The following is a 13,661-nucleotide window of genomic DNA, read 5'->3' as shown; positions in this document are numbered from 1 at the left end:
ACTATTAATGCGTGCGGTAGTGCAAAGAGTGAGAAGTTCCAAAGTGGAAATAGACGGAAGCATAGTTGGCCAAATTGAAAAAGGGTTAAATGTTTTAATTGGAATATCAAGAGAAGATACAACTGAAGATATAGCGTATATAAAAGATAAAATATTAAATTTACGAATTTTTGAAGATGAAAATGGTAAGCTTAATAAATCACTTATTGATATTGATGGACAATTATTAATAGTATCTCAATTCACTCTATATGGAGATTGTAGAAGAGGTAGAAGACCGAGTTTTGTGGAAGCATTGGGAGGAGAAGCAGCAGAAAGTATGTATGAAGAATTTGTACGCCAATGCAGACAGGTAATAACTGAAGTTGAAACAGGAAAATTTGGAGCTGATATGATGGTATCCATAGAAAACGATGGACCTGTTACTATTATGCTAGATAGTAAAAAGATTTTTTAATTAAAATAATTTTGAATAAAGGGGTATAATTATGAAGTTAAAAACAATTCCTGCGGGTATTTACTCAGCTAACTGCTATATAATAATGGATGATGAGACAAAAGACACTGCTGTTATAGATCCAGGTGGAGATGCAGAAGATTTAATAAGAGCAATAAAAGACACAGGAGCACAGGTAAAATTCATACTACTTACTCATGGACATATAGACCATACGGATGCAGCTGTTCAGATAAAAGAAGAATTTAATGTGCCTATATATATTAGCCAAGAGGATTATAATATATGTGAGAAAGGCGAATATATTTTTGGAAACATTTCTGGAAATATTGATAAATATATAAAGGAACATGATACTTTCAGGCTAGGACATAAGGAAATAAAGGCTATACATACACCTGGGCATACGCCTGGTGGAATGTGCTTTTTAGTTAATGAAATGATATTTACTGGTGACACATTGTTTGCTGGTTCTATTGGAAGAACAGATTTTATAGGAGGAGATTTTGATACTATAATAAAAAGTATTAAGGAGAAACTCATGATACTTCCTGATAACATTACTGTGTTACCAGGGCATGGACCTAAGAGTACCATTGGAGAAGAAAGAACACATAATCCGTTTCTATAGGTTATAGTAAAAAAAATTAAGAGTAATAAATGCCTCTAAGCACGGTTCTTCAAATTTAATTATTAGGAGGCTAAGAAAGATTTATAATGGAAGTTAAGATAAAGCTAAATGACATGAATTATAGATATGATGTATACCATATGGTCAATATATTTTATAGTTTTTTTGATATAAAGTTTGTGGATAAGGATTGGGATTTTTATATTGAAATTCTCAATGAGAAAATTAATATTTTAAACGAAGAGAATAAATTAGAAATTTTTCTAGATTCAGATTTAACCCATAAGGAAGGCATTAAAAAAGCTATATTTGAGTATTTCACTAAAATAACGAAAAAAGATATGCCATGGGGGAGTTTAATTGGTATAAGACCAAGTAAGAAGGCTTTATTGTTAATAGAAGAAGGTAAAGATTATGACTATATAGTTAACTATTTTAAAAAGAATTTTCATGTACGTGAGGACAAAGCAAGACTTTGTATAGAAGTTGCAAATATTGAGAGAGAATTAGTAAACAAAGATGCTAAAACCATTAGCATCTACATAGGTATGCCCTTCTGCCCAACTAGATGCCTTTATTGTTCTTTCACGTCTAATCCTATTGAAAGTTGTAAAAATATGGTGAATCCATATCTTGAAGCCTTATTCTATGACATTGAAGCTACTGCTAAATATGTAAAAGATAATAATTTAAAGATTCAGTGCGTTTATTTTGGAGGAGGAACTCCTACATCAGTTAGTGATGAGCAATTTGAAAAAACAATGCAGCATATATATGAAAGCTTTATACTGAATAATAATATAAGGGAATTTACAGTAGAGTGTGGAAGACCGGATAGTATAACTCTTAGCAAATTGGAAAGTATGAAGAGATATAATGTGGATAGAATTAGCATAAACCCTCAGACCATGAATAATGATACTTTAAAGGTTATTGGAAGAATTCACACAGTAGAAGATATAATAGATAAATTTAATATGGCAAGAAAATGTGGAATGGAAAACATAAATATGGACATTATAGTAGGCTTACCAGGAGAAGATTTGGCGCATATTAAGAATACTTGTGAAGAAATACTAAAGCTTAATCCAGAAAGTATAACTGTTCATGGCATGTCTATAAAAAGAGGCTCAAGGCTTCATGAGAACATAATAAATAAGCAGAAAGTTTCTGTTTCAGATCAGCATGAATTAAATTTAATGTACGAGGAAACAGCAAAACTTGCTGAAAAATTAAAAATGAAACCATATTATATGTATAGACAAAAAAATATGGTAGGAAACATGGAGAATGTAGGTTATACTAAAGAAGGAAAAGAAGGTCTATATAATATACAAATGATGGAAGAGAGACAGACTATTATATCCTGTGGTGCAGATGCTGTTACTAAAGTTGTATTTATGGATGAGAATAGGATTGAGAGACATTTTAACCTGAAAGATGTAAAAGAATATACAAATAGAGTTAAGGAAATGGTTGAAAAGAAGATAAATATTTTAGATACACTATATAAAGTATAATTTTATATTTAATATAGATACTCACACTTAAATTTAACTTATACGTAAGTATATATTACCAATGTTGAAGTCACATTTAAATATTTTTTTATTAGTCTTAGCGAAAATTTGAGAAAAGCCTTAGAACTTTAGATATGGTTGAAAGCCTAAATGGCTTTCAACCAGCGACTTATCAATGGTAATTGATAAGTTGGTCCGAACTGAGGTACGAGTTTATCAAAGTTCTTAGGTTAATGAAACTCCTCTTCCTTACGTCAGAGGAGTAAGCGATTCGCACAAAATCACAGATTTTGGCTCTCTGCTTAAATTTGAGCTTTAGACTAATAAAAAATATTTAACGTGACGAAACATGGTAATATATACGGTCGTATAAGTTAAATTTCGGGCGTGCTATCTATATAAACTTAACTGTTTGGATTAAGAGGAGGAAATAAAATGGCAATACAAGCTCCAAAGGGTACAAAAGATGTGTTACCTGGAGATTCATATAAGTGGCATTATGTTGAACAGAAATTTGAAGAGTTAGCAAAAACATATGGAATAAGGGAAATAAGAACTCCTATATTTGAAAATACAGAATTATTTACAAGGGGAGTAGGAGAAACTACTGATGTGGTTCAAAAGGAAATGTATACCTTTGAAGATAAAGGTGGAAGAAGTGTTACATTAAAACCAGAAGGAACGGCACCAGCTGTTAGAGCATTTGTAGAAAATAGCTTATATGCAGATTCTCAGCCTACAAAGCTTTATTATTTTACACCAGCTTTCAGATATGAAAAAATGCAAAAAGGCAGACTAAGACAATTTCATCAATTTGGAGTAGAGGTTTTTGGTTCAAAAGAGGCTTCAATTGATGCAGAAGGTATAAGTATAGCAATTAGAGCCCTAGATGAGTTTGGATTAAAGGATTTAAGCTTAAATATAAATAGCTTAGGTTGTCCAGAGTGTAGAAAAAAGTTTAACGATGCATTAAAACAATTTTTACAAGAAAATTACGAAACATTGTGTGGTACCTGTAAATCAAGATTTGAGAGAAATCCAATGAGAATTCTTGATTGTAAGGAAAAAAAATGCAAAGAGATAACTAAAAATGCACCTACAATACTTGATTATATATGTGATGAGTGTAAAGATCATTTTGAAGAATTAAAGAAATATTTAGATGCAATAGGTATCAAATATACTGTTGATCCACAGATAGTAAGAGGATTAGATTATTATACTAAAACTGTTTTTGAAATAATATATAAAGATTTAACCGTTTGTGGCGGAGGAAGATACGATAAACTTATTGAAGAGCTAGGTGGACCAGATATTCCTGCTTTTGGATTTGCCGTAGGTATTGAAAGGCTTTTAATGACTTTAGAAACAGAGGGTATAGAAATACCTGATTTAAGCTATATAGACTTATATGTAGGTGCTATGGGAGCAGCTGCAAAAATAGAAACCTTTAAGCTAATAAACAGCTTAAGAAAAATTGGCATAAAGTGTGATTGTGACCACATGAATAGAAGCGTTAAGGCATCAATGAAATATGCAAACAAAATAGGTGCTAGATTTACAGTGATACTTGGAGAAAATGAATTACAATCTGGTATAGCTAAGATCAAGAGAATGAGTGATGGAGAGCAATTTGAAGTTAGCTTAAATAATTTAGATAGCATAGTAGAGTTAGTTAGTACTACAGTGAAAATTTAACTTATACGTAGGAATATGTTGACAAAACTGGAGCACATTTAAAAACTTTTTTATCAGTCTTAGTGAAGTGTTTTTAGAAAATCTTAGGAGCTTTGATATGGTTGAAAGCCTGAATGGCTTTCAACGAGCGACTTATCAATGGGAATTGATAAGTTGGTCCGGACTGAGGTACGAGTTTATCAAAGTTTCTTATTTTATATGAAACTCCTCTTCCTTACGTCAGATGAGTAAGCGATTCGCACAAAATCACAGATTTTGGCTCTCTGCTTAAAACACGAACTTTAGACTGATTAAAAGTTTTTAACGTGCTGAAGTTTGGCAACATATTCCGGAGTATAAGTTAAGTTTCTACTTTGGAACCCTATACAGATATGCGACTTGAAAAGTTAACATAGAGCAAGAAATTAATTTATTGGAGGATTAGGAACATGGGAGAAGCGCTAAGAGGATTGAAGAGAACCATAATGTGTGGAGAGTTGAGAGAAGCTCATATTGATAACAAGGTTACTGTTATGGGATGGGTACAAAGAAAAAGAAATCTTGGAGGCTTAATATTTGTTGATTTAAGAGATAGAACAGGGATACTTCAGGTGGTATTTGGAGAGGAAATAAATAAAGAAGCATTTGAGAAATCTGATACAGTTAAATCAGAGTACTGTATAGCAGTTACTGGGACTATAGTAAGAAGAGAGGCTCCGAACGCTGATATGCCCACAGGAATCGTAGAGTTAAAAGGAGAACAAATAAACATATTATCAGAATCAGAAACTCCACCTATATACATAAAGGAAAATTTAGATGCTGCTGAAAATGTAAGATTAAAGTATAGATATCTTGATTTGAGAAGACCAGATATGCAAAAAATTTTCATAACAAGACATAAAGTTACAAAAGTTGCAAGAGACTTTTTGGATGAAAATAATTTTTTAGAAATGGAAACACCAATACTTACTAAGAGTACACCAGAAGGTGCTAGAGATTATTTAGTACCAAGTAGAAATTTCCTAGGAAAATTCTACGCATTACCACAATCTCCTCAGCTTTTTAAACAGCTTTTGATGGTGTCAGGTTATGATAGATATTTTCAAATTGCAAAATGTTTTAGAGATGAAGATTTAAGAGCAAATAGACAGCCAGAATTTACTCAAATAGATATGGAGCTTTCATTTGTTGAGGAAGATGATGTGATAAAACTAAATGAAAAGCTTATACAAAAAGTTTTTAAAGAGGTAGCTGGTGTAGATATTAAAATTCCTATAGAGAGAATGCCATATAAAATAGCTATGGAGAAATACGGATCAGATAAACCAGATTTAAGATTTGGTATGGAGATAAATGACTTAAGTGAAACTGTTAAATCAGTTGATTTTAAAGTATTTCAAGATGCACTTTCAAATGGTGGTTCAGTAAGAGCTATTAAAGCTGAAAATTGCGCAAATATGGGTAGAAAACAAATAGATAAATTAGTAGAATTTGTTAAGACATACAAAGCAAAAGGCCTAGCATGGATAGCTTATAAAGAAGATGGTGTTAAAGCATCTATAGCAAAATTCCTAAAAGAAGAAGAAACAGAAGCAATATTAACTAAATTGGATGCAAAGGTTGGAGATTTAATTTTAATAGTAGCCGATAAAAATAGTGTTGTATTCCAAAGTTTAGGTGCATTAAGACTTCATTTAGCAAAAGAATTAGGAATTCTTGAAAATAATAAAGAATTCAGATTTGTTTGGATAACAGAGTTTCCACTACTTTCATATAATGAAGAAGAAGAAAGATTTCAAGCAGAACACCATCCATTTACTATGCCTATGGATGAAGATATCCAATATTTAGATAGTGATCCAGGTAGGGTTAGAGCTAAAGCATATGATATAGTTCTTAATGGAGAAGAACTTGGAGGAGGAAGTATCAGAATACATGATACTAAGCTTCAAGAAAAAATGTTTGAGGTTATAGGAATATCTCAAGAAAGTGCTTGGGAAAGATTTGGATTCTTGTTGGAAGCATTTAAATATGGACCACCACCACATGGCGGACTTGCTTTTGGACTTGATAGACTAGTTATGTTTCTAGCAGGAACTGAAAATATAAAAGATGTAATAGCATTCCCTAAAAATCAAAGTGCATATTGTCCTATGTCTGAAGCACCAAATGTAGTTGATGAAGCTCAGATAAAAGAATTAGGAATTTCTATAGATAATTTAACTGAATAAAAAATTAATTTAATATTAAGTTATTTAGAAAAAATACTATCAGATTTATGTAATTTAATAAATTTGATAGTGTTTTTTAATTTGCTTTAACTAAGAAGTTTTATAACTTCTGCTTTAAAGAAGTTATACTTTCTTCAATTTCTTCTCTTGGAAGGTTGGCTTTATTTAAAGTTTCATCATCCTTAGTTAATAACTTTTCATAAAAATCTAGAGCATCTCTTATAGAATCTTCACTAAAAGAACTAGCATCTAAAATTTCATATAAAGTATTTTCAGCTTTATCATATTCTTGGTTCTTTGCATAATAATCTATTATTTTATTCTGTAGAGATACTGGTAGCTTATATTCTGATACCAGCTCAAGTAATTTATCTATATCAGAAAAATAGTAGTCTAAATCACAGTTATTATCTTTATTTAAGTATGCCTCTAAAAAAAGATTTATAGATTTTAAGTTCATATAAAAGGCTTCATCAAGATTATTTTGTTTTTCAAATATCTCTCCTTCTTCTTCTAAAAGCTTAGCCATCATAATGCACTTATCTGAATTTATTGTACCATCAGTTTTTATCATATCTATTAAATTTTCATGGGAAAAAGAATTAAAAAATTTAGAACTCAACCTAAATATGTCTTTAAAAGCGTTATCAATTAAATTTAAACATTCATCATATTTATTTTCTTTTTTATAAATCAATATTTTATCAAGAATTTCATTGAAGTTTTTTACTAGTTCTGACGTTAAGTCACGCTTTAACATTAAGTATACCTCCAGATTCTAATATACAAAGTATATAGTATATGATTTTAATTAATATTATATACAGGTTTTGGAATTCAAACAATGTAACAATAAAGAGAAGATTACAACTCTTATTTTAGATTATTATTAATATTTACAATAAAATCTTGAACGTTGGTAACTATGGAAGTTACTTCAAGACTTCCTCTATCTCTAAGCTTGTTAACACCAAATTCAGAAATATCAACAGTATAAATGTAAACTGGACGTATTTTATCTTCTTCAACTTTGTACATTGGGGTCATATTGCCGGTTGCTATGGTGTGTAATTGCGTTGCCATACAAATCACTGTGGTAGCTTTTTTACAATAAGATCTCATTTCATCCTGTGCAACATAAACATCCGATATGACAGGGGGAAGAGGTCCATCATCCCTTATGGAGCCAGCTAATACAAGAGGTATATTGTTGTTGATACAAGTATAAACTACTCCATCCTTAATATTTTCTTGCTCAATAAATTTGTCTAAAGATCCTGCACGTCTAGCTTTATTAATAATATCTATATGATTATAATGGCCATTGTAAACTGAATGTTGGGTATATATGTCTTGACCTAATGCAGTACGAAGTAAAGAACCTTCTAAATCATGTGTGGCTAAGGCGTTACCTGCAAAGAGAGCATCTACATAACCTTTACTAATTAAATCTGCCATAGCATTTTTTGAATCATGATCAAATATAACTGCAGGTCCTAAAACCCATAATATAAAACCATGTTCTTTTTCATATTTAAGAAGTTCATATAAGCTATCATAATCTTTTGAGTATGAACTTTCTCTTGTTCTGCCAGAGCGGAAAGCAAAAGACTGCTCTTCGCTGGTAGTTTGTTGAAAACATTGTACATGAACATAGATACCATCTTCTGCATTCTCACTTCTTCCTAGTATTACGTTATCATCTATATTTAGATTTCTAAATTCTTTTACTTGAAGATCATTATTTTCATCAACAACAACTACACAGTCCATACGACTTTGTGAAGCTAAAATCCAATTACCCTCTATTTTAAAGTATTCTGGATATATTGACGTTGCATGATAGTTATCTGGAGCTACGCCTTTTATAGTTACTTTCCCTGTTACTACATTTGGAGAAGACTTAAAAAGTTCTTCACTAAAATCAGGTGAGTGATATTTTGGTAACTTAAAAATCATTGTACAAACCTCCCTATGAAACTAATAACATTTATAAGTGTTCCTAAATAGTAACTATATTATATCAAATGAAAAAAATAAATGCTAATTCATGCAAATTTTATAATAAATTTATAAAAACATATATGAATGTAAGTGCGTAATTATTACTTAAGAATAAAAACTGAGTTCATGGAAAAGCTAGTACAAGAAAGGAGATGTAGCCATGCAAAACAAAATGAAGTATACAAATAATAATAAAAAATCAGATGGAAGATTTAGAAAAAAGCACATTGATCATGATCCACAGGATGAAAGTTCAAGAGCTAAGTTTGGAACTATGTCTGAAAAACATTTAGATTAATATGTATTAAGAGTTATTATAAAAATTTATTATAGAGAAGGAGAAAAGTATTATGATGGAACATAGAAAAACACAGCTTAAAAAATGGTCCAATGATCCTAATAGTGCTAAGTATCATTCAAGAAGTGCCAACTATAAAGCGGAAAATAAAAACGGAAAAAACAGCAAAGAAAACTGGAGTGTATAATAAAAAGATATATTGATCCTATACCTATAAAATAAGGTTGATAATTTTTTACTGTTATTTTATTCTATATACGAGATAATAGTAAAATAGTTAGGGTAAGGATAAAAATTATGAAAGCTACTATAGTATGTTATGTTGGAGATTATGTCATATATAAAAAGGAAAACGGAGATGTTTGTAATGTCTTAAAGAATGATGTAGTAAATTTTAATATAGGGGATATAATTTATATTGATAGTGAAGGAAAAATACAAGACAAAGACACAGAAGAAAAGTATTATTTTTGCGATGATGTTATAGTTTTCTATAAGGATTAAACCATTGAACTAAAATAATATTGCAATTAAGTCTAGTTTAAAATATGCTAAAAACAACTATAGATGCTTATATAATTAATAAGCATCTATTTTTGTGAAAATATTTTACATTGACATTACAGTATTGCATTCTTTCATCTAATATAGGATATTTTAGCTGTATAAATTATTAGTAGACAACTAAAACTAGTTATAGATAACATATTTAATTTTTATTAAAATAAAAAGACTAATTTATGGAGGTAAACTGCTATGAATTTAGGAAGGGCTAGAGAAATAATGGATTCCCCAGCTAACATAGAAGTACTATATGAAGAACATCCAGTATGGCTTGATAGTATAGATGATAAAGCAGGTAGGGTATTAGTGAAAATTATGGATAAGAAAGAAACTGTTTATGTGCCTGTAGAGGAATTAGTAGACACAGGAAAAGTTATAAATGTAAAAGGGTAAGGTGATAATTTTGGGCAGATGGAGAAATAAAGGAACACATGAAAGATCTATGGAAACAGCTAAGGACTTAATTGATAAAGGAATAGGAATGGGAGAAATAAAAGAAATAACCGAACTTAGTGAACATGATGTTACTAAAGCAAGAATGAAGATGGAAGGTAAGAAATAGGGGGTATAAGTTATGAGTAATGGAATAGATAAACCTAAGTCAAAAGTAAGAGAGATGCTTCTTGATGGTGAAACAGGGGCAAAGATTAAACAAGAAACTAGCTTAAGGCAAAAAGATATTAGGAGAGTACAAAAAGAAATTACAAAACATTTTTAGTATATTAAGGACTAATGAGTTTTATGTCATTAGTCCTTAATATATTATATATATTAGTTTTACTAATTAAATAAATGTATAATTTTGACTTAACAGATATGAAAAAAATTAAGAGAGTACTCATGAATATATAAATTGAAAATTATAATAAATTTCTAGAAGGAAAATTAATACCTTATGTAGAATACATAAATAAACAGGGTTCTTGGCTTCAGGAAAGCCTTCACTTTTTTGAAGCTTAGAAAACGTTATTCAAGAACGTAGCCGTTCTTTACTCCCAATTAAGCAGAGAACCTATGATTTTGTACAAATCGGTTAAGCACACATACAAAGCCTGTGAATTTGATATGATTACTTACTCTGTGAGGACTGGTCTCCCCATAGGAAAAGGAGTTTCCTATAAAGATGGGAATATTAGAGCGAGCAGTCAACGAATAAAATATTAGTTGAAAAGGGTAGTTGTTATGATGGATTATTATAAATTTGGTAACCATTGTGTTTTTTATTATTTTGGAATTGATCATTTAATGGTGAATATGTATAAATATATAAAAGATTGTATAGAAAGAAATGAATATATATATTTATGTGCAGAACCGAAACTATATGACAGAGTTTGTAAATGTTTAGATAAATATACTGAAGACATATCTTATTTTGATATTAATAGAATAATAAATTTACATAAAGAAGCAGGAAATAAAGCAGTAAAGATAGAGCTTAGAGATTGTGAAAATAATATATATACTCAGGGATATTCGGGTATAAGAATTATAGGACAGGTAAGTTATATAATGAAAGATTTATTACCAAAAGACTTCTTAAGTTTCGAAGAAAATTTAGAAGAATTAATTCATGGTTTAAAGATATCTTGTATGTGTTTATATGACTTTGAGCAATATATTGAACACAACACAGCACATAATAATGTGTTGATTAAACAATCACTCAGTACACATACTCACAGGTTGTTTAAAGGACAAATAGAGAAAAGCTTTAAATAATTGCATAAAGTAAAACTTGAATCAGATGGAGCGTTAGAGCGGATAGTCATTGGATAAAACTTAAGAATAAAATACCTCTCTATGGAAAACATATTTTTAGAAAGGAGAGGTAGTATGGTTAGGCAACATATGATAGGAAAGAAAATGGGAAAAGAAGAATTAGAGGAGCGTATAGAAATTAATGAAGCCAATAGAACTCCTGATAAGCTAAAGACTGTTAAGATTGTACCTACTATGCAAACTGGTTATAATAGTGATGGTACAATTAAAGAAGAGAGAATTGAACCACAAATATATGAATTAAATGGGAAAAAGGATAAATAAAATTGGAGTAAGCTTAGTTACTCCAATTTTTTTGTTTTGTAGTTATAAATTAAAAATATATGTTGAAGAAACTGTATAGTTGCTAATAGAGTTGAAGCAATAGAACAACCTATTAGATTTACAGTTACTCCAGGAAACATAAATTGTGATAAATATATTACGGTAAATATTGATAAAAAATCTGCGGCAGTAGTAATTAGCAAGGTGCCAGGTCTAAACAATACTAGTTCTACTAAATATATTGTTATAGCAAGGAGTACACCAACAAAGAAAGTTTCATATGTATAGGAATAATATATATCTTTAAATAAATAGTCTGAAATTAGTAATATAATAGGATAAACAATGATTTTAAATATAAATCCAATCATATAGGAAGCCTCCTTTTCTTTTAATACTAGCTTTACCAGTTGTTTTTATAATATTCATTTATTGTTTTGTTGAAAAAGTAACAAAAGTATATTAATGTTTTTTATGTTATATATTGCAATTACTAGAATAAACTTAAGGGATTAATAATTGAAGAAAAGTATAAACTTTTAATATAAATATAGGTACGAAACTTTTAAATTAAATTTAAAAGTTCCATATTTATAAAGAGGTGATATTATGGAGTTTAAAAAACTTGAAGAAATATTTAATTCTTTTGGTACAGTAAATGTATTATATAAAAATAGTCCTATATGGATTGAAAGTATACAAGAAGCAAGTGGTACAGCTAATGTGAAAGACTTGCAAACTGGACAACTTTACCATGTACCAGCTTCAGAATTATATGAAAAATAAAGACATACAGCACATTTAGCAAATAAACTTATGGTATTATTGATAAATATTACAGGTACTGTATGTAATTAAACAGGGTAATAAGTTTAAAACAGCACATACTTATAGTGTACACAAAGGTTATATTTCATCACAGCTTTAGATGATTACTTATGATTTAACATTAAAAATAAAGGTATAATACAAATTCAAAAATAATTTAAAATACTAAGTGTTAGGAGGAAATAATTATGAGAGAAGGAATAGTTCCTACAGTGCTTGGTGCTGCAGTAACAGTAGGTGCAGCTGCTTTAAGATCTAGAGATATAAAAAGAAGGGGTTTAAGAACAAGAAATGTTCTACCCATGATAGAAACAGCTGTATTAGGTTTTGGTTTAGCTCATGTGGTACTTGGTGGAATAGATTTAATAGAGCATAGAAGATAAGAACACATATTAAAATAACCCTGAAAAATATCAGGGTTATTTTAAGTTGAAACAAATTTAATTTAGATGTTAACCTTTTATGTGAATAATGTTACATTGCCTCAGCAGTATAAAGTTTATGCATATTAATCAAATTTATTCAAGTATATGTAGTATTATTATAAAAAACTATATCATATGCAATCATAATTTATTCATTATTTTTTAGGTATATATTTAAAGCCCTAATTCCAAGACTACTAAGCTGTATAAAAAGAATTAGACCATATATAATTAAACCTAATAATATAAAAAATACAATAAATCCAAAAGTACTAAATATAGCAAAAAGTCCATAACCCATAATAACACCCCCTTAGACTTATATATATTCATAGGAACATAGAAAAATACTAGAACATTGATATAGAAACATTTAAACTACATGTTACACATTATTAATAGAAAAGGCTGATACTTGAAATATCAGCCTTTTCTATTGCTATATTATAAATAACATTTTAGGGGGATCAAAATGTTAAAAAGCTTATAACTATGTTCGTACTGAAAATTATTAGTTATTGAGCTTTCATTAATATTATGAACAATATAAAGAAATTTAATCAATTTATTAAAGAATTCATATTAGTAAACACTATTGGTATATAATTTTAGAATATGTAACTAGTATTACAGTTTAACCACAATATATTTATATATTTTTCTAGATTTATTTATATTTTAATAGTATATTAATTTATATAAAGGAATGTATTCGAAATTAAAAAACAAAATGCATTAGAAGGAGATTTTTATGGTACTATTTAAAAGAATATTTGCAGAAGATTTTATTAAAAAGCTTTTTGCCTTTTTTATATTGCTAGTGTTATTCTATTCTATAAAAGATATGATAACACTAGTACTATTAACCTTTGTATTTTCATTTTTATTTTATAAATTTGTAAATTTTACTTATAAACAAGTATCTAGAATAATTCCTGTTAAAAGAAAAATTATAATATTACTTATATATATAATAT

General features: G+C 29.1%; 19 protein-coding genes and 1 pseudogene. 16 read left to right on the top strand and 4 right to left on the bottom strand.

The genetic code is table 11. The features are described from left to right. The first annotated feature begins 7 nt into the window (after nucleotides 1–7). The 5 genes from dtd to aspS all read left to right on the top strand — a co-directional run bounded on the left by dtd (nucleotide 8) and on the right by aspS (nucleotide 6,519). The gene (dtd, locus tag HGI79_RS12685; protein WP_185651060.1) at nucleotides 8–457 is read left to right on the top strand and encodes a D-aminoacyl-tRNA deacylase; all 450 of its coding nucleotides are present in this window, start codon (nucleotides 8–10) and stop codon (nucleotides 455–457) included. 31 nt (nucleotides 458–488) lie between these two features. Further along, the gene (locus HGI79_RS12680) at nucleotides 489–1,088 is read left to right on the top strand and encodes an MBL fold metallo-hydrolase (protein WP_185651059.1); all 600 of its coding nucleotides are present in this window, start codon (nucleotides 489–491) and stop codon (nucleotides 1,086–1,088) included. Between the two features lie 86 nt (nucleotides 1,089–1,174). Continuing rightward, nucleotides 1,175–2,608, top strand: coding sequence for a coproporphyrinogen III oxidase (locus HGI79_RS12675; protein WP_185651058.1), 1,434 nt, complete (start codon nucleotides 1,175–1,177; stop codon nucleotides 2,606–2,608). A gap of 435 nt (nucleotides 2,609–3,043) precedes the next feature. Next, the gene (gene hisS / locus HGI79_RS12670) at nucleotides 3,044–4,306 is read left to right on the top strand and encodes a histidine--tRNA ligase (RefSeq protein ID WP_185651057.1); all 1,263 of its coding nucleotides are present in this window, start codon (nucleotides 3,044–3,046) and stop codon (nucleotides 4,304–4,306) included. Between the two features lie 428 nt (nucleotides 4,307–4,734). Continuing rightward, nucleotides 4,735–6,519 (top strand): aspartate--tRNA ligase, encoded by a 1,785-nt coding sequence (aspS, locus tag HGI79_RS12665; RefSeq protein ID WP_185651056.1) that lies wholly within the window; start codon nucleotides 4,735–4,737, stop codon nucleotides 6,517–6,519. 100 nt (nucleotides 6,520–6,619) lie between these two features. On the opposite strand, the gene HGI79_RS12660 is transcribed toward aspS, so the two are convergent. Continuing rightward, complete coding sequence (locus HGI79_RS12660) at nucleotides 6,620–7,279, bottom strand: DUF6483 family protein (protein ID WP_185651055.1); 660 nt, start codon at nucleotides 7,277–7,279, stop codon at nucleotides 6,620–6,622. Between the two features lie 113 nt (nucleotides 7,280–7,392). Next, nucleotides 7,393–8,478 (bottom strand): hypothetical protein, encoded by a 1,086-nt coding sequence (locus HGI79_RS12655; protein WP_185651054.1) that lies wholly within the window; start codon nucleotides 8,476–8,478, stop codon nucleotides 7,393–7,395. A gap of 205 nt (nucleotides 8,479–8,683) precedes the next feature. Here HGI79_RS12655 and HGI79_RS12650 point away from each other — a divergent pair, with 205 nt between their 5' ends. The 8 genes from HGI79_RS12650 (at nucleotide 8,684) to HGI79_RS12620 (ending at nucleotide 11,431) form a co-directional block, all read left to right on the top strand. Next, nucleotides 8,684–8,821 carry a CPC_1213 family protein gene (locus HGI79_RS12650; protein WP_185651053.1) on the top strand — a complete coding sequence of 46 codons (138 nt, stop codon included), beginning with the start codon at nucleotides 8,684–8,686 and terminating at the stop codon, nucleotides 8,819–8,821. A 52-nt stretch (nucleotides 8,822–8,873) separates the two neighbouring features. Then, nucleotides 8,874–9,008: a hypothetical protein gene (locus HGI79_RS23280; protein WP_278046708.1), complete on the top strand. Its 135-nt coding sequence runs from the start codon at nucleotides 8,874–8,876 to the stop codon at nucleotides 9,006–9,008. 110 nt (nucleotides 9,009–9,118) lie between these two features. Next, complete coding sequence (locus tag HGI79_RS12645; protein WP_185651052.1) at nucleotides 9,119–9,325, top strand: hypothetical protein; 207 nt, start codon at nucleotides 9,119–9,121, stop codon at nucleotides 9,323–9,325. A 252-nt stretch (nucleotides 9,326–9,577) separates the two neighbouring features. Beyond that, a complete protein-coding gene (locus HGI79_RS12640) occupies nucleotides 9,578–9,778 on the top strand; it encodes an H-type small acid-soluble spore protein (protein WP_185651051.1) in 201 nt (66 codons plus the stop codon). Nucleotides 9,779–9,788: 10 nt separating this feature from the next. Continuing rightward, on the top strand, nucleotides 9,789–9,947 hold the full coding sequence (locus HGI79_RS12635; RefSeq protein ID WP_185651050.1) for a hypothetical protein: 159 nt from the start codon (nucleotides 9,789–9,791) through the stop codon (nucleotides 9,945–9,947). A 12-nt stretch (nucleotides 9,948–9,959) separates the two neighbouring features. Further along, the gene (locus tag HGI79_RS12630; RefSeq protein ID WP_185651049.1) at nucleotides 9,960–10,103 is read left to right on the top strand and encodes a hypothetical protein; all 144 of its coding nucleotides are present in this window, start codon (nucleotides 9,960–9,962) and stop codon (nucleotides 10,101–10,103) included. Between the two features lie 446 nt (nucleotides 10,104–10,549). Continuing rightward, the gene (locus tag HGI79_RS12625; RefSeq protein ID WP_185651048.1) at nucleotides 10,550–11,107 is read left to right on the top strand and encodes an MEDS domain-containing protein; all 558 of its coding nucleotides are present in this window, start codon (nucleotides 10,550–10,552) and stop codon (nucleotides 11,105–11,107) included. A gap of 114 nt (nucleotides 11,108–11,221) precedes the next feature. Beyond that, nucleotides 11,222–11,431, top strand: a complete 210-nt coding sequence (locus HGI79_RS12620; protein ID WP_185651047.1) for a hypothetical protein — start codon at nucleotides 11,222–11,224, stop codon at nucleotides 11,429–11,431. A gap of 17 nt (nucleotides 11,432–11,448) precedes the next feature. Here HGI79_RS12620 and HGI79_RS12615 read toward each other — a convergent pair whose 3' ends face one another. Continuing rightward, the gene (locus HGI79_RS12615) at nucleotides 11,449–11,802 is read right to left on the bottom strand and encodes a hypothetical protein (RefSeq protein ID WP_185651046.1); all 354 of its coding nucleotides are present in this window, start codon (nucleotides 11,800–11,802) and stop codon (nucleotides 11,449–11,451) included. Nucleotides 11,803–12,040: 238 nt separating this feature from the next. Here HGI79_RS12615 and HGI79_RS12610 point away from each other — a divergent pair, with 238 nt between their 5' ends. After that, nucleotides 12,041–12,217, top strand: coding sequence for an H-type small acid-soluble spore protein (locus HGI79_RS12610; RefSeq protein ID WP_185651045.1), 177 nt, complete (start codon nucleotides 12,041–12,043; stop codon nucleotides 12,215–12,217). A gap of 230 nt (nucleotides 12,218–12,447) precedes the next feature. Next, complete coding sequence (locus HGI79_RS12605; RefSeq protein ID WP_207725775.1) at nucleotides 12,448–12,642, top strand: asparagine synthase; 195 nt, start codon at nucleotides 12,448–12,450, stop codon at nucleotides 12,640–12,642. A gap of 190 nt (nucleotides 12,643–12,832) precedes the next feature. Here HGI79_RS12605 and HGI79_RS12600 read toward each other — a convergent pair whose 3' ends face one another. Further along, entirely contained in the window at nucleotides 12,833–12,985 is a 153-nt protein-coding gene (locus HGI79_RS12600; RefSeq protein ID WP_185651044.1) for a hypothetical protein, read from the bottom strand. Nucleotides 12,986–13,435: 450 nt separating this feature from the next. Here HGI79_RS12600 and HGI79_RS22485 point away from each other — a divergent pair. Continuing rightward, nucleotides 13,436–13,661 (top strand): annotated as a pseudogene (locus HGI79_RS22485) (hypothetical protein); the annotation flags it as partial.

The organism is Clostridium sp. DJ247 (assembly GCF_014231265.1).
Note: the sequence above shows the minus strand (reverse complement) of the source record. Positions and strands in the feature narration are given on the sequence as shown.